We start from the raw sequence: 18,408 nt of genomic DNA, 5'->3' as shown, positions 1-18,408 counted from the left end.
GAATGAGTAATTTAAATATTTTTAAAATAGGTGTAGGTCCTTCATCATCACATACTTTAGGACCTATGCTTGCAGGAAATTTATTTTGTAAAAAAATTGCTAAAAAATTAGAAAAAATTGAAAGAATTCAAATCATTCTTTATGGCTCTTTGTCTTTAACAGGCAGAGGGCATTTAAGTGATAAAGCGGTTATTTGGGGCTTGAATGCTTTAGAGGCTAAAAATTTAAGTGCGGCAATACAAGATGAAGTAAATAAAAATGCTATTGAAAATGCTCAAATTGATTTTTGTGGCGAGAAAAAACTTAGTTTTAATTATGAAAAAGATTTGATATTTTCTAAAGATTTTTTACCTTTACATGAGAATGGTATGAAAATTAAAGCTTATGATTGTAAAGGTGGGTTAGTTGATGAGGAAACTTATTATTCTGTAGGTGGAGGCTTTGTTTTAACAACTGCGGAATTAGAAAAAAAAGGTAAAAATTCTAACCAAAATAAAAAGAAAAAACTAGATATAGAGCTTAATAACGCTAAAGAAGCTTTAGAACTTTGTGAAAAAAGAGATTGGGATTTGGCAGAGCTTTCTTATCGTTATGAATTGCAATTTCACACTAAAGAGGAAATTCGTGCTTATTGTCTTGAAATTTGGGAAGTGATGCAAGAAGTGTATTATAATGGTACGCACCCGAATGAAGATTATTTGCCTGGAAAACTTCATTTAAAGCGTAGAGCTAAAGGACTTAAAGAAAGAGTGACGATGACAGCTGATCCTATGGGTATTATCGATTTTATTTCTTTATATGCTATTGCGATTGCTGAAGAAAATGCTAGCGGAGCAAAAGTCGTAACCGCACCAACAAATGGAGCATGTGCTGTTATCCCTGCTGTTATGCTTTATCTTAAAAATCATACTATAGGTTTTAGTGATGAAAAGGCTATAGAGTTTTTATTAACAGCAATGCTTATAGGTTCTTTTTATAAGAAAAATGCAAGTATTAGCGGAGCAGAAGCAGGTTGTCAAGCAGAAATTGGTAGTGCTAGTTCTATGGCAGCTGCGGCTATGGCAACAGTTTTAGGAGCTAATGCTTTTAAAGCATGTAATGCTGCTGAAATGGCAATGGAACATCATCTAGGTCTAACTTGCGATCCAGTTGCAGGACTTGTGCAAATTCCTTGCATAGAAAGAAATGCCTTTGGAGCCATTAAGGCCATAAGTGCTGCTAGAATGGCAATGACACGCAAATCCACTCCTATGGTAAGCCTTGATGAGGTTATAGAAACCATGTATGAAACAGGAAAAGATATGAATTATAAATACAAAGAAACTTCTTTAGGTGGTCTTGCTACAAATTTAAAAACAGTATGCTAAAGTGTTTTTACACTTTGGTGTATTTTTTCATTCTTAGACTTAAAAATTCTTTCATTTCTTCTTTGGAAAAACTTTTAAGAATACGAATTTGCTTAAAAAGCAAGCCAAGATTGATTGCTCCCATCACTAAAAGCAATAAGCAAATCATTAAAAAAACAAGATCTATGGCTCCAAATTCATTAATCATAGCCAAACTTGCAAAAAATACGCTCGCTAATAACAAAAAAAATAAAAGCAATATTTGTTTTAATTTTGCCTCATTAAAATTATCGCAATTTTGAGTGAAATTTCTAAAAAGTATGATCTTTTTACCCAAATTTGAAACTAAAATTTCATCATTTTCTTTAAATAAGCCTTCTTTTAAACTTTGATAAAAAAAGATTTCATTATTTAAATTTAAAGCATCTTTGTAGCTTGATAAGGTGTAGTCTTTGTAAAAAAAGGATTTTAATTCATTTTTCTTTTCTATTTTAAATAATCTTAAATCATTTCTCGCATAAAAAAATCCACTAAAGTTCATAAATGCCATAAGTATCACTCCCTAAAAAATTCCTATAAAGTGGCTTGAAATTTAAAGGTATTGTAACATTTTTTTCATCATTTAAACTTGAACTTTGGAAAATCAAAAACATATCTATTTCATCTTTAAAGGTTTTGAGAAAATTTTCTCCACCCTCATACATTAAAAATTTAGCTTCACTTGGAATTTGGGTGTAAATTTGGCGGTTTGGAACTTTAAATAAAGGGATATTTTTATCAAAATTATCTATATTTTGACGGCTTAAGATACAAAGATTAGGCGCTTTTGCTTTGCAAAGCCTAGCATCTAGTATAGGGTGATCTTTTCTTATGGTTTCTCCACCGACTACAAGCAAATCAATCACCGCTCTAATTTCATGTGCATAAGTGCGACTTAGCTCATTGCTTACGATTTTGCCAAAAGGCGAGCCATTCATAGAAAGGGCTAATTTAAAAAGTTTAAATTGCCCTTTTTGCCATTTTAAAAAAGGTTTTAAAAGTTTTTTTCCTTCTTCTTTAAGTATGTCAAATTCAACCTCTATGCCTTGTTTTTTTAAAAATTCAGCCCCACCACTTGCGATTTTATTTACATCTTTAACGCTGATGAAAATTTTTTTAAAACCTAGCTCGCTAAAGAGTTTTGCACAAGGAGGCGTTTTTCCTTGATGAGAGCAAGGCTCAAGTGTGACAAAAGCTATGCTATCTTTAAATACACCTTGATGGTTTTTGCAAATAAACTCATGCAAGGCGTTTGCTTCTTTAGGCAATGAAATTTCAGGTCTTAAGCTTTTAAAAGCATGAGCTATGGCATTAAGTTCTGCATGAGCTAATCCAGCTTTTTCATGAGCTTTTATGGCTAAAATTTTTTCATTTTTATCTAAGATTACACAGCCTACAGCCGGATTTGGATAGGTTAAAAACTGATATTTCCAAGCCTCATTTAAAGCTAAATTCATATAAAATTCTTTCATTTGCCTACCTTGTATTTTAAAATTTGACATATTTTTAAAATTTTATATTTTTGTTTTAAGATAACAAATTCTAAATTTTCCATTTGTATTTCTTATTTTTAATTATATTAGCCATAGTTTTTCTAAGTTTTTTTAGGATATAACGAAAATAGTAAGATTGAAGTATTATTTTTCATTTGTAGTATCCTTTAAATTAGGAATGATATAAGCTTGATAAACTAGAAAGTCTTGGTGGCCGGGAGAAAGGGATTCGAACCCCTGGAGGTGTGACCCTCAACGGTTTTCAAGACCGCCGCTTTCGACCACTCAGCCATCTCCCGATAAAGTAAAGTTTTGCCTTTTGGAGGCGACATCCGGATTCGAACCGGAGATCAAGGCTTTGCAGGCCCATGCCTTACCGCTTGGCTATGTCGCCCTGATAATGTTGAAAAAGTGGTGCCCGAGGCCGGACTTGAACCGGCACGGAAGAAAAATTCCGAGGGATTTTAAGTCCCTTGTGTCTACCAATTCCACCACCCGGGCGGGTGATTATGGAGCGGGAAACGAGATTCGAACTCGCGACCCCAACCTTGGCAAGGTTGTGCTCTACCCCTGAGCTATTCCCGCATAAATTTCTGAAAGAATTGAAGATAAAAGTATAACAAAATAAACTTAAAAGGAGTTTATTTTGCCTTAAGTTATTTGCAAATAAATAAAGCTTTCGCGCTTAAAATTTGTTCTTTTTCGCTGATAATTGGAGATGAAAGTTCTATATTGTCAGATTTTGCATTTAACATTCTAGGTGCGATATTGGTATTGGCATTTACTTGTAAATTTTTCAATACACAAGTTTTATTAAGATCTAAAGAGTAAGTTTTTTCATATTCGTATGATGTTTTTAAAAGCTCTTTGTAGAGATTTTCTTTGTTGTTGTTTAGTGTATCTTTTGAAAATTTTGTTTGTATGGCTGGTGTTGAAACGCTGATGAAATTATTTTTAGCTATGATAGAATTGATGTCATTTAAAAGCTTGTTAAAATCTGCAAGTTGGTTTTCTTTAAATTCACATTCTAAATTCGCATCAAATCTTTGACCTTTTGGAGTTTGTATACCATCTTTATAGGAAAAATTAGGCTCTAAAGAAAAACTTCCTCCGCTACAAAAATTTTCTTTTTTTGAGCGTTCTAAAATTTGATTGAAAGTATTTGTGATTTCAGCTTTTTCACTATTGTCTAATGTAATTTTTGAACTTAAATTTTCATTTGCCCAAAAATTAATATTTGCATATAAAATATCGGGTTTTAGCGTATTGCTTACTTCTATATTTCTTGAAAAATATAAATCATGATTAGAGTCTTTTTTGCCTAAAAATTCTACATTAAAAACTACTCCTGCAACAAAAAGTAATAAACATAAAAAACCTACACCTAAACCTTTAAAAAAAGCTAACATGGATATCCTTAATAATTTAATTTGAGCTAATTTTAGCAAAAAATTTTAAAATTTTTTGTTATACTCTCATTTATGCAAAAAAAAGAGCTTGAAAAACTACAAGAAAATTTACTTCTTTGGTATGAAAAAAATGGACGCAAAACTTTGCCTTGGCGTAATTTACAAAGTCAAAATTGTGATGAAAGTTTAAAGCATATTGATAGAGCTTATGGGGTTTATATCAGCGAAATTATGCTTCAGCAAACTCAAGTTAAATCAGTTTTAGAAAAGTTTTATTTCCCCTTTTTGCAAAAATTTCCTACTTTAGAAAGTTTGGCTAATGCTAATGAAGACGAGCTTTTAAAGGCTTGGCAAGGACTTGGTTATTACACTCGTGCTAGAAATTTAAAAAAGGCAGCTTTAGAATGCGTGGATAAGTTTGGGGCTAAATTACCTAAAGAAGTTGAGGATCTAAAAAAATTAAGCGGTATAGGAGCTTATACAGCAGGCGCTATAGCTTGTTTTGGCTACGATCAAAAGGTTTCTTTTGTTGATGGCAATATACGCCGTGTGCTTTCTCGTCTTTTTGCTTTAGAAAATCCTAGCATGAAAGAACTTGAAAAAAGAGCTAAAGAGCTTTTAAATTTAAATCATGCCTTTGATCACAACCAAGCTTTGCTTGATATAGGGGCTTTGGTTTGTGTGGGTAAAAATGCAAAGTGTGGGATTTGTCCTTTGTATGATTTTTGTCAAGGCAAATTTCATACAGAGCTTTATCCAAGAGCTAAAAAAATACTTTATGAGAGTTTAAATTTAAATCTTTTTTTGTTTGAATTTAATAAAAAATTTGCGATACAGAAAAGCCAAGATAAGCTTTATAAGGGTATGTATAATTTTCCTTTTTTTAAAGAAGGAGAGTATAAACTTTCTAAAGATATGGGTTTTGTAGGGGAGTTTAAGCACAACTATACTAAGTATAAACTTAATATCAAGGTTTATCATCAAATTTTAAACAATGAAAATAAAAATTATGAATTTAAAACCTTAAAAGAGTTAGAAAGTACCGCACTTTCGGCACTTTCTTTAAAAGCGTTAAAATTAATTAAGCTCTGATTTTTTAGGCAAACATAAAGTAGCTATAAGCATGATGATTGTAAAAATAGCTATATATATAAAAAAGCCATTTTCTATACCTGCATTTTTAAATTGTAAAGCAACCCAAGGAGCAGATCCTCCAAAAACAGCATTTGAAATAGCATAACCTAAACCTGTCCCTAAAGCTCTTACATGTTCAGGAAAAAGTTTTGCTTTAAAAATCCCAGCAACTGAAGTATAAAAACTTAAAATAACAAACAATAATACCACCAACATAAATGTCAAAGAAGGATTATTTTGTGCGTTATTGGTTATAAGTGAAAAAATAGGATAAATTCCTACCAATGCCAAAATACAAAATACAATTAAAGATCGTTTGTGACCTATTTTATCTCCTATATATCCAAAAAGAGGTTGAATGATCATTAGTATAAATAAAGCACCTAAGAAAAGATTATTAACAAGCATTTTATCCATACCCGTATTTTCCATAAAAGTTTTAGTATAAGTTGTAATAGTATAAAAAGCTAAAGAACCTCCAGAGGTAACCCCAAGTACCATTAAAAAAGGTTTCCAAGATTTGCATAATGCCTTTAAAGTACCACGATCTTCATGCTGGTGAAGTTTTGTAGCACTTTCATTCATCATTTTTCTTACAAAAAGCGAGCCTAGTGCTAAAATTCCGCCTATTGCAAAAAGTATTCTCCAAGCATAATCTTTCATATCATCAATGCTAAAAAATAAAAACATTATACTAATGCTTGCAACGGCCAAAAGTTGACCACCTATTAGGGTTACATACTGAAAAGATGAGTAAAAACCGCGTTTTCCTTCCGTAGCAAGTTCTGAAAGATAAGTAGCTGCTATGCCATACTCCCCGCCTACACTAAGACCTTGAATAAGTCTTGCTATTAAAAGCAAGATAATAGCAAGATCGCCCACTGTATCTTTGCTTGGTAAGGCTGCTATCATAAAAGAGCCCAAAGCCATTAAAACCACTGATATAACCATAGATTTCTTACGACCTACTTTATCAGCCAAAGAACCAAAAAGCCAAGAACCTATAGGACGCATAAAAAATCCTGCTGCAAAAACTCCAAAGGCATTGATTTGCTGGATAACAGGATTATCTGAAGTTGAAAAAGTATGAGCAAAATAAGTTGCTGTAAAAGCATAGATATAAAAGTCAAACCACTCTACTAAATTTCCGCTACTTGCAGCAATAATAGAGCGAATTTTTTTCGTGCGAGTAAGCTCTTGCATAAACCCTTCCTTAATTTTAGATTTTTATTTAAGTATAGTGTGATTTTTGTTTAATATATTTAAAAATAAAGAAGAGAAATAAAAAAGATAAAAATATCGATAAAAATGTTACATATTTTAATAAATTTCATAAATTTTGGTAAAATGTTTACTCTAGGAAATATAATGAAATTTAAAAAAATATATATAGAATTAAGTGATATTTGTGGTTTAAAATGCGATTTTTGTCCTTCTCGAAAAGGAATTCGCGGGGTAATGAGTGAAGAAAAATTTCAAAACTTAGCTTATGAAATTTCTAATAAAGCTGAGCTTTTTACCTTTCATCTTTTGGGCGATCCTTTGCTTTTACCTAATTTGGGAAATTATCTAAAAATCGCAAAAGATGAAGCTATGAAACTTGAAATCACTACAAGTGGCTTTTATCTAAATTCTAAAAATCAAGCTTTATTGTTAGGGTATGAGAATATCCATCAAATCAATATTTCTTTAATGTCTTTTTTAAGTCAAAGCAAAATTTCTTTAGAACAGTATTTTAAGCCTATTTTAGAACTTTGCAAAAAGCATTTAGAGCAAAAAAGCCTTTCTTTTATCAATCTAAGACTTTGGAATTTAGATGCTAATTTTAAAGCACCTAAGTCAAATTTAAAAATTTATGAGTTTTTAGCCAAAGAATTTGAAGCTAAGATCGATGCAAACTTAAGTAAAAATCGCTTACAAAGACATATTTTGCTTCATCAAAATAAACTTTTTAAATGGCCAAATTTAAAAGATAAACCCCTTTATAAAAAAGGAAAATGCCATGCTTTAAAAGAGCAAATTGGGATTTTAAGTGATGGAAGTTTAGTGCCTTGCTGTTTGGATACTAAAGCAGATATTAACTTGGGAAATGTTTTTGAAAATAACTTTGATAAGCTTTTTAAATCACCGCGTATAAAGATGATGAAAAAAGCTTTTGAAGAAGATAAACGCATAGAAAAACTTTGTCAAACTTGCGAATTTTTTAAAGCAAGATTGAGTGATTAAAAATTGTTATTTTCTAGCTTTGTTTTAAATTCTTGAATTCTATCTATTATCTTAGGACTAAGACGTAATAATATAGGTGTATTTTTGTTAAAATAAATACTTCCTGTTTTAACTGCTTTGGTATTTTTCAATAAAGCATTTGTATCTAAAAGATTATTTTTGACATCCATTCCAAGAATGAGTATGTCTGGATTTTGTTTCAGTATGTATTCTGCTGATATAACAGGTCTTGAAATTTGACTTTGCGGGCTTAAATTTTTAATCCCTATAAGTCTTAAAATATCAGCTATTAAAGAATTATCATTAAAGGCCATTAAAGGGTTGCTAGAATAAAGATAAATCGCACTTTTATTTAGGGGTTTATCGCTTAATTTTTTAAATTTTTGGTTAAATTCTTGTTTTAAAAGCTCTGCTTCTTTTTCTTTTTTGGTGATTTGGCCTAAGGTTGTGATATTTTTTGTTATATCTTCTAAACGCTCGGCTTTTAAATTGATACTTTTGATACCAAAATTTTTAAGTCCTTCTTCTAAATTTAAAGAATAAGAGCTTAAAATCACCAAACTTGGTTTTAATGCTACTATTTTTTCAAGCGAAGGATTTGAAAAAGTGCCTACGCTTGTAAGTTTTGAGGTTTGATCTTTAGGATAAATATTTGAGTGTTGTAAAGTAGCAATGCCTACGATTTGATCCTTAGCCTTAAGCATAAAAAGGGTTTCTATGCTTGCAGGATCAAGCACTACAAGGCGTTCTTTTGCATTTAGTGTGATTAAAAACAAACTCATAATAATTAAAATTTTTTTCATTTTTTCTCCTTTAAAGCTAAAATATAAGGTTTAGAATTTTTATAAACAATCTCGCAGTTTAAATCATAAATTTCTTTTAAAATTTCTTGAGTAAAAAGTTCTTTGCTTGTTCCAAAATACTTTATCTCCCCTTCTTTTAAAAAAAGGATTTTATCGCAAAACATAGAAGCTAAATTTAAATCATGCAAGATAGCAACAATGGCAATATTTTTTTCTTTAACTCGTTTTTCACAAAGGCTTAAAAGTTCTATAGCATAGTTTAAATCAAGGGCTGAAGTGGGTTCGTCTAAAAAAAGAATTTTTGGCTTTTTAAGCAAAGCTCTTGCTAAAAGCATTCTTTGAAATTCACCCCCGCTTAAAGAAAGTATGCTTCTTTCTAGAAAATTTTCAAGTCTTAAATCTTTAGCAAATTTTTTAATTTCTAAAATATCTTCTTTAGAATAAGAACTAAAAGCGTGTTTTAAATTCGCATATTTACTCATTAAAAGCACATCGATGACTTTTAAAGGGGTGTTTAATTCTGATTTTTGAGGCACAAAGCCGCAAATTTTGGCAAATTCTTTAAGAGAAAAATCCTTGATATTTGTGTTAAAAAGACTTATCTCTCCTTTATTTGGACTTAAATTTTTAAGTATAAGTTTTAAAAGAGTGCTTTTACCTGAGCCATTTGGCCCTAAAATTCCTATAAAAGCCTGATTTTTAAGTTCTAAATGAATGTTTTTTAGTAAATCTTTTTGGTGATAAGCAAAGCTTAAATCATGTATTTTTAGCATTATAAAAATCTCCTAGCACTTAAAGCCAAATATAAAAAAATAGGAGCTCCAAAAAATGCAGTTAAAATTCCAATCGGAATTTGTACAGGGGCTAAAAGAGTTCTTGCTAAAGTATCACAAATAAGTAAAAATAATCCTCCAAATGCTGTACATAAAGGGATAACCAAGGCGTTGTCATAATTTTTAAGCAAAAGTCTTATAGTATGAGGAATGATGAGTCCAACAAAGCCTATAAGTCCGCTAAAAGCAACCGCAAAAGATACAGCCAAGGATGAGACGATGAGTAAATTTATCTTTAATTTTTGAGCATTTACCCCTAGATTTCTAGCTTCATCATCTCCGCTTAAAAGTATGTTTAATTCGTTTTTATGAGCGTAAAAATAAAACAAACAAAAAATTAAAGGCAAGATTAAAATTCCCACACGAAACCAAGAAGCATTGCCTATATTTCCCATAAGCCAAGCGACTATTTTAAAAGAATCTTCGCCTATAAGATAAGTGAAAAAAGAAGTAAAAGCTCCTAAAAAAGATGAAGCTGCTATGCCGATAATGAGTAAAGTTGCTATAGAAGCTTTAGAAGAAATTTTAAAAACTCCTAGGGCAAAAAAGGCAGAGCAAACAAAACCTAAAATTCCATAATAATAATCATTCAATTTTAACAAATACGCCAAAACCGCTCCAAAGGTTGCCGCAGAAGCTATACCTATGATATAAGGATCAGCTATAGGATTTGAAAATACATTTTGAGTGATAGCCCCACTACTAGCTAAAAGCATACCTATTAAAATCGCCATTATAATGCGTGGTAAGCGTCCATCTATGATTATTTGTCTTAAAATTTCATCTTGGCTAAAGATATATGAAAAAAGCTCTTTTGGATTTAAATTCTCATCTCCTAAGCAAAGTGCTGTAAAAGAAGCGATTATATAAGCTACCAAAAGCCCTATAATCACTAAAATTTTAGAATGCGTATTTAAATTCAACATAGTAGTTTCTGCCATTTCCAACTAGGTATTGATCATTTATACTGTCTTGATAGGTGTAGTATCTTTTATCGAAAAGATTGCGAATTCCTGCTAAAATTTGTAGTTTTTTATAATTATATTTCATGCCAATATCTGTTAAAAAATAATCCCTTATCCAAGAATTTTTAGACATTTTTCCTGTATTTTCATCTATAGTTCCACCATCTTTTGCTCTAGAAAAATAGGTTAAATCAATAAAATTTGAGAAATTTTTATTCCAAGCGTATTCAAGCCCAGCTGTGGCTTTGATTTTTGAAACATAAGGAATTCTCATGCCGTCATTAACACCTTTAGAAATTTTAGCATCAAGATAAGTTAGACTTTCTCTAAAGATTAAATCATCATCTAAAAAATTTTGACTCAGGCTTAATTCTACTCCTAAACGGCGAGTTTGATCTATATTATAATATTGCCAAAATCCTCCACCTGTTGCATGAGGGTTTCCAAGATAAGAAATTTCATCTTTGCTTAGGGTGTAAAATAAGTTTAGATTAAAGCCGTAAAAATCCCACCAAAAATCATCAATTCCTAGTTCAAAGGTATCAAAGATCTCAGGATTTAAATTTGCAGAATAATACTTTTGAGTTTTTTGATCCTTATTGACAAATTGTGCTGGACTTGGAGAGACAAAACCTCTTTCGTATTTGATATAAAGCTTTCCTGTGTCTGAGTATTTAAAATTTGGAGTGATTTCAAAGGCGAAGTTATGACTTGTATCATCGGTCGAAAAAAGTTCAGTTTTAATATTAGGTTTTCCAAACATTATCATATTGCTAGTGTAATTTCTATTTGTGTCATAAAGACTATATTCATATCTAGCTCCACCGGATAAAGTAAAAAATTCATTAAAATTATGAGAATCAAGAGCGAAAATAGAATGGCTTTGTTTATCCATATCCATAAGCGTTGTCATAGTATGACTCATTTGAAATCCGTTAGTGTTTACATCATAATGAATAATACTTGTTCTTTTTGCATCATGGTTTGCAAATTCATAACCAAAAATAAAATAAGAATTATTTGCATAATTTAGTTTGTTTTTTAAACTTATCCCTGTAAGCGTGTCTTCAAAACCACCTCCATTTTGATATACAGGAAGACTCATATTCATGTAGCTCATTGTAGAAACATCTTTTAGATAATTGATCTTTTGATTTTGCCAAAAAGCTTCTAGGTTAAATTCCCATATATCATCAAAATAGTAATGATAATCCAAAGAAATTTCAGGGCGATTGATTTGTGTGATATTATCACTCTTACCTTTTTGGGTTGGATCGCTTTGAGCTTGTGCTTTTGTTAGATAGCCACTGCTGGTATTTTTGCTTTTAAAATAATTATAACCCAAAGTTAAATCGCTATTATCATTGATATCAATATAGGTTTTTGTGTTGATAAAATAACCTTTTTCATTATAACCTTCTTGATATCCATCAAGGTTAAAACTTTGTATATCAAAGCTAAAAGCTAAATTTTCATTTATTTGTTTGGCACCATTGATACCTAAATTTCCACCTAGTCCACCATGATCATAAGCACTGCTTTTTAAATTTATAGCAAAAGCATCTGATTTTTGTTTTTTTGTAATGATATTAATCACGCCACCTCTAGTACCACTTCCATAAAGCACAGATCCACCCCCAGGTATGATTTCTATGCGTTCTACATTATCTAAATTGATACTATCTAGTGGGGTTACACCATGGGAATTATCAAGAACATTAATAGCACGCCCATCGATCATAACTTTTACAGCTATATTGGATTTATTTCCTTGTCCACGCATATCTATATTGCGTCCAAGTCCAAAATTTACAAAACTAATGCCTGAAATTCTTTCTAAGGCTTGTTCTAAAGAAACATAACCTTTATTTTGTAGATCTTTGCCTTCTATGCTGATTACATTGCGTAAATTTGAATCCGCATCTTGTTCAAAACCTGTTGTACTAACAACAACTTTTTGTAGATTGATAGCTTTATTTGATTCTTGTGCATTTAAATTAGTTATTAGCAATAATGCAAATAAAGATAATTTAAAAGCTTTTTTATTTGGGTGCAAATTTTACTCCTTAAATAAAATAAATAATGATAATTTATATCATAATAATTTAGAAATAAATTTATCCTTTATTAACTTAATCTAGTATAAATTTTTGTTAAAATAGATAATTTATATATTTTAAGTGCTTTTTAATTTGATAATTGATACCATTTTTTTTAATATTTTATTTTAAAATCAAGAAAGGATAAAAATGAATTTTGAAAGCATTATTTCTCATATGAATGATCATCATAAATCAAATTTAGTCGATCTTTGTAAAAAATTTGGTGGTATTGAGCAAGTACAAGATGTTTTTCTAAAAAGTGTTGATTTTAATGGCTTAGATCTTGTTTACAATGATAAAGAAAATTTACGAGTGGAATTTCCTAAAAAAGCCGATGAAAACACGATTAAAGATGCTATAATATCCCTTTGCATGAGTGCAAAGAGCGAGCAAAATTTTAGTGGCGTAGAAAAAGAATTAAATGAATTTATGCTAAGTTTTAATTCTGTAGCTTTGGCAACTTTAAATGCAAATGGAGAAGTTGTTTGCTCGTATGCACCTTTTGTAAGCACACAATGGGGAAATTATATTTATATAAGTGAAGTAAGCGAACATTTTAACAATATCAAAGTAAATCCAAACAATATAGAAATAATGTTTTTAGAGGATGAGAGTAAAGCCGCTTCTGTGATACTTCGCAAAAGATTGCGCTATAGAGTAAATGCAAGCTTTTTAGAGAGAGGTGAAAGATTTGATCAAATTTATGATGAGTTTGAAAAACAAACCGGAGGAGAAGGAGGCATTAAAACTATACGCAAGATGCTTGATTTTCATCTAGTAAAGCTTGAATTTAAAAAAGGACGCTTTGTAAAAGGTTTTGGTCAAGCTTATGATATAGAAAATGGAAATGTTACACATGTAGGTGCTAGTGGAAATCCACATAAATTCCTACATAAGCATTAATTTATATAAAATCTTATAAATTTTGTTCTTGTAAAGCTTGGGCTTGATGATGAGTGATTAAAGGTTCTATGATTTCATCAAAAAGCCCATCTTGCATAATGGCATCTAAGCGATATAAAGTAAGATTTATTCTATGATCGCTGATACGATTTTGTGGAAAATTGTAAGTGCGAATGCGTTCACTTCTATCTCCGCTTCCTACTTGTGATTTTCTTGCTTCACTTTCTTTTGCCAGTCTTTCACTCTCTTGCATTTCATAAAGCCTTGCTTTTAGGACTTTCATCGCACTTTCTTTATTTTTGTGTTGGCTTTTTCCATCTTGATTGACTACAACTATACCTGTAGGGATATGAGTGATACGAACAGCTGAATCAGTAGTATTTACACTTTGTCCACCATGTCCTGAAGATCGCATAACATCAACTTTAAGATCGTTTGGATTGATTTCGATTTCTATATCATCAACTTCTGGCATTACTGCCACGGTGATAGCAGAAGTATGCACGCGTCCTTGGGATTCTGTTTGAGGAACTCTTTGAACACGGTGCGTTCCACCTTCATATTTAAGTCTTGAATAAGCTCCTGTTCCTTTAACAAGCATGATGATTTCTTTAAATCCACCTACACTTCCTTCACTAGAACTTACAATCTCAAGTTTATAGCCACGATTTTCAGCATATCTTGCATAAGCTTTTACAAGATCTCCTACAAATAAAGATGCCTCATCGCCACCTGTGCCTGCACGAATTTCAAGAAAAATATTTCTTTCATCATTAGGATCCTTAGGAAGAAGTAAAATTTTAATTTCTTCTTCAAGCTTTGGTTTTAATTCTTCTAAAGTTTTTAGTTCTTCTTTCGCAAGTTCCCCAAGTTCTGGATCGTTTAGCAAAGCTTTATTTTCTTCTATATTGTCTAAAGTTTTTAAATACTCTTTAGCTTTTAAAACGATAGGTTCTAAATTTTTTTGTTCTTTAGAGAGTGTAGTCATTTTACTGATATCGTTGATTATATCAGAACTGCTAAGAAGAGAATTTAACTCTTCAAGGCGTTTTAAAAAAGGATCTAGTTTGCTAGCTAACATTAAAAACTATATAGAAAATTATGCGATTTTATTTACTAAAAGGGCTAAGCGGCTTACACGGCGAGAAGCAGTTTGTTTTTTAATGAAACCGCGACTTACCATAGCATGAATGCTTTTATTAGCTACTTTTAAAGCTTCATTAGCAGCATTTTTATCTCCATTTGCTGCAGCTTCTCTTACGGCTTTAGTTATATTTTTAAGTCTTGTTCTATAGAATCTATTTCTTTCTGTTTTTTTAATAGTTTGTCTTGCTCTTTTTTCAGCAGATTTATGGTTTGCCATTTATATTTTCCTTTTTTGAAATTAAAGACTAAATTATATAAGAATAAAATTTAAAATTTAATTAATTTAAGCAAAATTTCAAAATAAGTCTTTTAAATTTATATCCCAAAAAACTAAATTAAATTTAAGTAAAAATCCATAAATTACCGCACTTAAAAGTCCAGCAAACAATCCTGCTAGCATATCATCAAGCATTACGCCTAGTCCGCCTTTGACTTTTTTATCTATCTTGCCAATAATAGAAGGTTTTGTAATGTCAAAGAGTCTAAATAAAACAAAAGCCAAAATAAAATTGACTATTGAGTTTTCAACACTTGCTGCAATAGCACAAGCAAGAAAAACCCCAGCAACCTCATCGATAACTATGTGTTTGTCATCGTGAATTCCTGTTTTTTTTTCATAATCATCTATAACACGAATACTTGCAACAAAAATTAAAATGCTTAGTAAAAACAAAGTATTAATCCCGAGATATTTAAGTATAAAAAAAGCAGGTATTAAAGCAGCGATAGTACCAAAAGTCCCACTTGCCTTTTTTGCAGAACCTGAATAAAAAAAAGTTAAAAATAATTTTTGCATTTTATTACACCATATAAGACATTTGATGAATTTCTAAAAGTTTTTGATAAAATTCTTCATCATTTTTGTATTCTAAAATTCCATCAGTTGGAAAAAGCTCATTATAAATTTTTTGCATATTTTTTAATCTATTTGGAAAAAGAGAAGTTAAAATAACACTAGATACTTCCTTGCGCATGAAAATTGCTGGAGGAATGATACCCGCTCTTAGTAAATCTTTTAAAGACTGAGAATTATAGTGCAAATGGTGATGACAACCATGAGGGCAAGATCTTGTGCTAACAATCATGCGACATTGATCGCAAAATACAAATTCAGGCAAAACGATCACTTCTATGCCATAGTCCTTGGAAAAATCATCAAGTATGGTTTTTGGTTGGTTATCATCATAAAACATTCCAAGTCCTGTATGATTTTGTCCTACTACTAGTTTGGTACAACCTAGACTTTTTGCGATAATACTTTCTAAGCCAGGATTTAAATGAGCGTGAAAAATATTAATATTTTTTAATGGAAAAATGAAAATTCTATCCGGTGGAAGATAGTTTTGAATAAATTTTTTCAAATATGCTTCTTTAAGTTCGAATTCAAACCCATTTACATCAAAAGATTCTACAAGAAAAATTACAACTAAATCTGCTTTATCAATAGTCCAACGAAACATTCTTTCATGGGCACGATGCAAAGGATCAAAACTTGAAACTATAGCAGTAATTTTTTGTGCATTAAGATTGTTTTTGATTTGTTGAAAATTTTCTTTTATTTTTTCAATTTGAGAATTATAAATTTCTATTTTTCCACTTATGCAAGTTGTTCCCATGTCTTCTAAAGAGCAAGTGTTAGGACTGAAAATATCAGAAAAATTTTTATTATTTTTAAATTGGCTTTTAAAATCTATATGTCCTACTACTTTTTCATCTAGCATAAGATCGATTCTATCGCCAGATTTTATATCATTTAGTGCTTCTTCGGCATTTTTTGGTGCAAAGCTTAAGGGATAGGGAAAGCTTTCTCCTTTAAATTTTCCTGATTTAATGATTTCATTGACTTCTTTTTCATTCATTAAATGAGTGCAAGTGCCTAGCAAACCTTCTTTAATAAGTGATAAGATGCCAAATTCATTTTGATCTATGATAATGTTTTTATTTTTTCTTGCTGATTTCATATTTCTTCCTTTTTTCCCATAAAGATTTACGTGAAATGCCTAATTTTTTTGAAAGATCAGTATCAGGAAATATATTTTGGTAATTTATAATAACATATTTTACATACTCATCTATAGTTAAAATTTCATTGCTATTGATATTTTTTTCATTATCATTTAAATTAATGCAGTTTATTTTTAAATCATCTGTATTTGAATTGGTATGCAAAATAACATTTTTGTTTTGTATAAAATCTAGGAGTTTTTCCTTTTCTGCTGCTTTTAATGCTTGAAAATTACTCAAAAATAAAAGATTGTTTTCTGTGGGAAGTTTCATAACTTTTTCAACTGAATTTGTAGATGTTAAATCAATAAAAGAAAGAGTAATGTCACATTCATTTGCATAATTAAAAACAAAAGCATCAGCACTGCTTTGCTTGTTGGATTTTAATATCAATGGAAGTTTTAATTTTTTATAATTATACTCTGGAATTTTGATTGTTTCTAATCTTGATTTGATATAGCTTTGATAAGCTTTATTAAGGATTGAAAGTTTTCTAAAATCCTGATAATGCTTTATTTTTCTAATCAGCTCTTCTATCATAAAGGGTTTTTGAATATAATCACTAGCACCTAATTTCAAAGGATTTGAAACTGTATCTGTACTTATATAAGAAATAAGCAAAATAATAATACTATGTTTAAACTGACCTACGGCTTTTAGAAAATTATTAGTATTTGTAGAAAGCAGTATAATGTCATAGTATTTTTCACCATTGTATTCATCAAACGAGTTAATAATTTCACAGCTATATCCAGCATCACTTAGTTTAATGCTAATGCTTTGCGCTAGATAAATTTCATTTTCAATAATTAAAACTTTCATAATCTTGTCCAATCAAAATATTTTAAATTTACACTACTAAGCACCGCCATACCTTCTTTTCTTCCAATAAAACCCAATTTTTCCGTTGTTGTGGCTTTAACATTGATTCTAAATTCATCTAAATCTAAAGTATGAGCTATATTGCTTTGCATAGCTTGTTTAAAGTCTTTAAGTTTAGGGCTTTGTGCCATGACGCAAATGTCTATATTAATGAGTTCAAAACCTATTTCTCTGACTTTATCATAAGCTTGTTTTAAAAGCTCCATGGAGTTGGCATTTTTAAATTTCATATCAGTATCAGGATAAAGCTCTCCTATATCTCCAAGTCCTGCAGCACCTAAAATCGCATCGGTTAAAGAGTGAGCTAAAACATCTCCATCGCTGTGTGCTTTAAGCCCCATAGTAGGATGAATTTGCACTCCTGCTAAAAGCAAAGGGCGATTCTCTCCAAATTCATGCACATCAAAACCATTGCCAGTAAAAATTTCAAAGCTAGGTGTAGGCAAATCAAGTTTTTTAAGATCTTCTTTAAAGGTTAGTTTTCTTGCATTTTCTTCACCTTCAACAAACCAAATTTTTCCACCCATTGCAGCTATAGCTGTGCTATCATCTGTAAATTCTAGGTTTTGATCCAAGGCTTTTTTAAGCAATTTGGTTTTAGAAATTTGCGGGGTTTGAATGAGTTTGATTTTTTCTCTTTGCAAGGCTTCATTGTCAAAAAGTGTTGTATCTGCAACTTTTAAAGCAGGGGTAATACAATCTGCTTTATCTAAATTTTCAATCAAACGATCAAACAAATTTTTACTCACCAATACCCTTGCTACATCACTTACCATAACAAATTCGCTATCTATGAGCTCTAAGGCTTTTTTTAAGGATTCTGCTCTGGTATCACCACCTTCTATGAATTCATAGTTTTTGGTAAATTTTTTCATATAAGTGATATTACTAGAGGTAACAACTATTTTTTTAAAAGGATAAAAAGAGCTTAAATTTTTTGTTGCATAAAGCCAAAGAGGGTCATTTCCAAGTCGTAAAAATTGTTTTTTTACCTTTGTATTAAAACGAGTAGAATTTCCAGCTGCTAACATAATGAGGCTCATTTCACTCATTTTTTCATTCCTCTTTTTAATATTGTTGGTTTTTATAATGTTACCATATTATACACTTATAAAAAGCTAAA

General features: G+C 30.6%; 18 protein-coding genes and 4 tRNA genes. 4 read left to right on the top strand and 18 right to left on the bottom strand.

All coding sequences use genetic code 11. From position 1 onward, the window contains the following. Window positions 1–2: 2 nt before the first annotated feature. Window positions 3–1,367, top strand: coding sequence for an L-serine ammonia-lyase (locus tag FBE87_RS08220; protein WP_052822868.1), 1,365 nt, complete (start codon window positions 3–5; stop codon window positions 1,365–1,367). 7 nt (window positions 1,368–1,374) lie between these two features. Here the strand turns inward: FBE87_RS08220 and FBE87_RS08215 are convergent, their stop codons facing one another. From FBE87_RS08215 to FBE87_RS08185, 7 genes are all read right to left on the bottom strand, one after another. Next, complete coding sequence (locus FBE87_RS08215; RefSeq protein WP_002871876.1) at window positions 1,375–1,896, bottom strand: hypothetical protein; 522 nt, start codon at window positions 1,894–1,896, stop codon at window positions 1,375–1,377. Continuing rightward, window positions 1,877–2,887, bottom strand: coding sequence for a bifunctional diaminohydroxyphosphoribosylaminopyrimidine deaminase/5-amino-6-(5-phosphoribosylamino)uracil reductase RibD (ribD, locus tag FBE87_RS08210; protein ID WP_100608700.1), 1,011 nt, complete (start codon window positions 2,885–2,887; stop codon window positions 1,877–1,879). Before ribD ends, FBE87_RS08215 begins: the two co-directional genes overlap by 20 nt. A gap of 202 nt (window positions 2,888–3,089) precedes the next feature. Continuing rightward, window positions 3,090–3,177: transfer RNA gene (locus FBE87_RS08205), tRNA-Ser, on the bottom strand. Window positions 3,178–3,198: 21 nt separating this feature from the next. Further along, window positions 3,199–3,272, bottom strand: a tRNA-Cys gene (locus tag FBE87_RS08200). 18 nt (window positions 3,273–3,290) lie between these two features. Continuing rightward, window positions 3,291–3,379, bottom strand: a tRNA-Leu gene (locus FBE87_RS08195). A gap of 9 nt (window positions 3,380–3,388) precedes the next feature. Then, window positions 3,389–3,463: transfer RNA gene (locus tag FBE87_RS08190), tRNA-Gly, on the bottom strand. A gap of 71 nt (window positions 3,464–3,534) precedes the next feature. Beyond that, window positions 3,535–4,287 (bottom strand): hypothetical protein, encoded by a 753-nt coding sequence (locus tag FBE87_RS08185; protein WP_002867562.1) that lies wholly within the window; start codon window positions 4,285–4,287, stop codon window positions 3,535–3,537. 72 nt (window positions 4,288–4,359) lie between these two features. On the opposite strand from FBE87_RS08185, the gene mutY reads away from it, so the two are divergent. Next, window positions 4,360–5,379, top strand: coding sequence for an A/G-specific adenine glycosylase (gene mutY / locus FBE87_RS08180; RefSeq protein WP_002874087.1), 1,020 nt, complete (start codon window positions 4,360–4,362; stop codon window positions 5,377–5,379). Here mutY and FBE87_RS08175 read toward each other — a convergent pair. Further along, window positions 5,365–6,624, bottom strand: a complete 1,260-nt coding sequence (locus FBE87_RS08175; RefSeq protein ID WP_100626249.1) for an MFS transporter — start codon at window positions 6,622–6,624, stop codon at window positions 5,365–5,367. The genes mutY and FBE87_RS08175 overlap by 15 nt on opposite strands. Window positions 6,625–6,789: 165 nt before the next feature. Here FBE87_RS08175 and FBE87_RS08170 point away from each other — a divergent pair, with 165 nt between their 5' ends. Continuing rightward, window positions 6,790–7,647 (top strand): radical SAM/SPASM domain-containing protein, encoded by an 858-nt coding sequence (locus tag FBE87_RS08170; protein WP_002909851.1) that lies wholly within the window; start codon window positions 6,790–6,792, stop codon window positions 7,645–7,647. On the opposite strand, the gene FBE87_RS08165 is transcribed toward FBE87_RS08170, so the two are convergent. Genes FBE87_RS08165 through FBE87_RS08150 form a run of 4 tightly spaced genes read right to left on the bottom strand, consistent with a single transcriptional unit; the run spans window position 7,644 to window position 12,304 of the window. Then, entirely contained in the window at window positions 7,644–8,450 is an 807-nt protein-coding gene (locus FBE87_RS08165) for an ABC transporter substrate-binding protein (RefSeq protein WP_100626248.1), read from the bottom strand. The two genes, FBE87_RS08170 and FBE87_RS08165, sit on opposite strands and share 4 nt — an antisense overlap. After that, entirely contained in the window at window positions 8,447–9,223 is a 777-nt protein-coding gene (locus FBE87_RS08160; protein WP_100626247.1) for an ABC transporter ATP-binding protein, read from the bottom strand. Before FBE87_RS08160 ends, FBE87_RS08165 begins: the two co-directional genes overlap by 4 nt. Beyond that, entirely contained in the window at window positions 9,223–10,209 is a 987-nt protein-coding gene (locus tag FBE87_RS08155) for an iron ABC transporter permease (protein ID WP_002856526.1), read from the bottom strand. The genes FBE87_RS08160 and FBE87_RS08155 overlap by 1 nt, the downstream gene beginning before the upstream one ends. Continuing rightward, the gene (locus FBE87_RS08150) at window positions 10,184–12,304 is read right to left on the bottom strand and encodes a TonB-dependent receptor (protein ID WP_100626246.1); all 2,121 of its coding nucleotides are present in this window, start codon (window positions 12,302–12,304) and stop codon (window positions 10,184–10,186) included. Before FBE87_RS08150 ends, FBE87_RS08155 begins: the two co-directional genes overlap by 26 nt. Before the next feature lie 193 nt (window positions 12,305–12,497). Between FBE87_RS08150 and FBE87_RS08145 the strand changes: the two genes are divergently transcribed. Further along, the gene (locus FBE87_RS08145) at window positions 12,498–13,253 is read left to right on the top strand and encodes a HugZ family heme oxygenase (RefSeq protein WP_002856189.1); all 756 of its coding nucleotides are present in this window, start codon (window positions 12,498–12,500) and stop codon (window positions 13,251–13,253) included. Window positions 13,254–13,266: 13 nt separating this feature from the next. Here the strand turns inward: FBE87_RS08145 and prfA are convergent, their stop codons facing one another. The 6 genes from prfA to FBE87_RS08115 form a co-directional block, all read right to left on the bottom strand. Beyond that, the gene (prfA, locus tag FBE87_RS08140; RefSeq protein ID WP_002867568.1) at window positions 13,267–14,334 is read right to left on the bottom strand and encodes a peptide chain release factor 1; all 1,068 of its coding nucleotides are present in this window, start codon (window positions 14,332–14,334) and stop codon (window positions 13,267–13,269) included. Window positions 14,335–14,352: 18 nt separating this feature from the next. After that, complete coding sequence (gene rpsT, locus FBE87_RS08135) at window positions 14,353–14,616, bottom strand: 30S ribosomal protein S20 (protein WP_002856547.1); 264 nt, start codon at window positions 14,614–14,616, stop codon at window positions 14,353–14,355. 78 nt (window positions 14,617–14,694) lie between these two features. Then, window positions 14,695–15,195 carry a phosphatidylglycerophosphatase A gene (locus FBE87_RS08130; RefSeq protein WP_002867569.1) on the bottom strand — a complete coding sequence of 167 codons (501 nt, stop codon included), beginning with the start codon at window positions 15,193–15,195 and terminating at the stop codon, window positions 14,695–14,697. A gap of 4 nt (window positions 15,196–15,199) precedes the next feature. After that, window positions 15,200–16,360, bottom strand: coding sequence for a sulfate adenylyltransferase (locus FBE87_RS08125; protein ID WP_002888517.1), 1,161 nt, complete (start codon window positions 16,358–16,360; stop codon window positions 15,200–15,202). Continuing rightward, window positions 16,338–17,225 carry a response regulator gene (locus tag FBE87_RS08120; protein WP_002851295.1) on the bottom strand — a complete coding sequence of 296 codons (888 nt, stop codon included), beginning with the start codon at window positions 17,223–17,225 and terminating at the stop codon, window positions 16,338–16,340. The genes FBE87_RS08125 and FBE87_RS08120 overlap by 23 nt, the downstream gene beginning before the upstream one ends. Next, window positions 17,222–18,337, bottom strand: coding sequence for a bifunctional 2-C-methyl-D-erythritol 4-phosphate cytidylyltransferase/2-C-methyl-D-erythritol 2,4-cyclodiphosphate synthase (locus FBE87_RS08115; RefSeq protein WP_002851397.1), 1,116 nt, complete (start codon window positions 18,335–18,337; stop codon window positions 17,222–17,224). Before FBE87_RS08115 ends, FBE87_RS08120 begins: the two co-directional genes overlap by 4 nt. Between the last annotated feature and the right edge of the window lie 71 nt (window positions 18,338–18,408).

It is taken from the genome of Campylobacter sp. CFSAN093246 (genome assembly GCF_012889415.1).
Taxonomy (GTDB): Bacteria; Campylobacterota; Campylobacteria; order Campylobacterales; family Campylobacteraceae; genus Campylobacter_D; species Campylobacter_D jejuni.
Note: the sequence above shows the minus strand (reverse complement) of the source record. Positions and strands in the feature narration are given on the sequence as shown.

Excerpts from the sequence above, each read along its gene's own strand:
- FBE87_RS08220 (WP_052822868.1), top strand. The coding sequence starts at position 3 with ATGAGTAATTTAAATATTTTTAAAATAGGTGTAGGTCCTTCATCATCA.
- FBE87_RS08215 (WP_002871876.1), bottom strand. The coding sequence starts at position 1,896 with ATGGCATTTATGAACTTTAGTGGATTTTTTTATGCGAGAAATGATTTA.
- ribD (WP_100608700.1), bottom strand. The coding sequence starts at position 2,887 with ATGTCAAATTTTAAAATACAAGGTAGGCAAATGAAAGAATTTTATATG.
- FBE87_RS08185 (WP_002867562.1), bottom strand. The coding sequence starts at position 4,287 with ATGTTAGCTTTTTTTAAAGGTTTAGGTGTAGGTTTTTTATGTTTATTA.
- mutY (WP_002874087.1), top strand. The coding sequence starts at position 4,360 with ATGCAAAAAAAAGAGCTTGAAAAACTACAAGAAAATTTACTTCTTTGG.
- FBE87_RS08175 (WP_100626249.1), bottom strand. The coding sequence starts at position 6,624 with ATGCAAGAGCTTACTCGCACGAAAAAAATTCGCTCTATTATTGCTGCA.
- FBE87_RS08170 (WP_002909851.1), top strand. The coding sequence starts at position 6,790 with ATGAAATTTAAAAAAATATATATAGAATTAAGTGATATTTGTGGTTTA.
- FBE87_RS08165 (WP_100626248.1), bottom strand. The coding sequence starts at position 8,450 with ATGAAAAAAATTTTAATTATTATGAGTTTGTTTTTAATCACACTAAAT.
- FBE87_RS08160 (WP_100626247.1), bottom strand. The coding sequence starts at position 9,223 with ATGCTAAAAATACATGATTTAAGCTTTGCTTATCACCAAAAAGATTTA.
- FBE87_RS08155 (WP_002856526.1), bottom strand. The coding sequence starts at position 10,209 with ATGTTGAATTTAAATACGCATTCTAAAATTTTAGTGATTATAGGGCTT.
- FBE87_RS08145 (WP_002856189.1), top strand. The coding sequence starts at position 12,498 with ATGAATTTTGAAAGCATTATTTCTCATATGAATGATCATCATAAATCA.
- prfA (WP_002867568.1), bottom strand. The coding sequence starts at position 14,334 with ATGTTAGCTAGCAAACTAGATCCTTTTTTAAAACGCCTTGAAGAGTTA.
- rpsT (WP_002856547.1), bottom strand. The coding sequence starts at position 14,616 with ATGGCAAACCATAAATCTGCTGAAAAAAGAGCAAGACAAACTATTAAA.
- FBE87_RS08130 (WP_002867569.1), bottom strand. The coding sequence starts at position 15,195 with ATGCAAAAATTATTTTTAACTTTTTTTTATTCAGGTTCTGCAAAAAAG.
- FBE87_RS08125 (WP_002888517.1), bottom strand. The coding sequence starts at position 16,360 with ATGAAATCAGCAAGAAAAAATAAAAACATTATCATAGATCAAAATGAA.
- FBE87_RS08120 (WP_002851295.1), bottom strand. The coding sequence starts at position 17,225 with ATGAAAGTTTTAATTATTGAAAATGAAATTTATCTAGCGCAAAGCATT.
- FBE87_RS08115 (WP_002851397.1), bottom strand. The coding sequence starts at position 18,337 with ATGAGTGAAATGAGCCTCATTATGTTAGCAGCTGGAAATTCTACTCGT.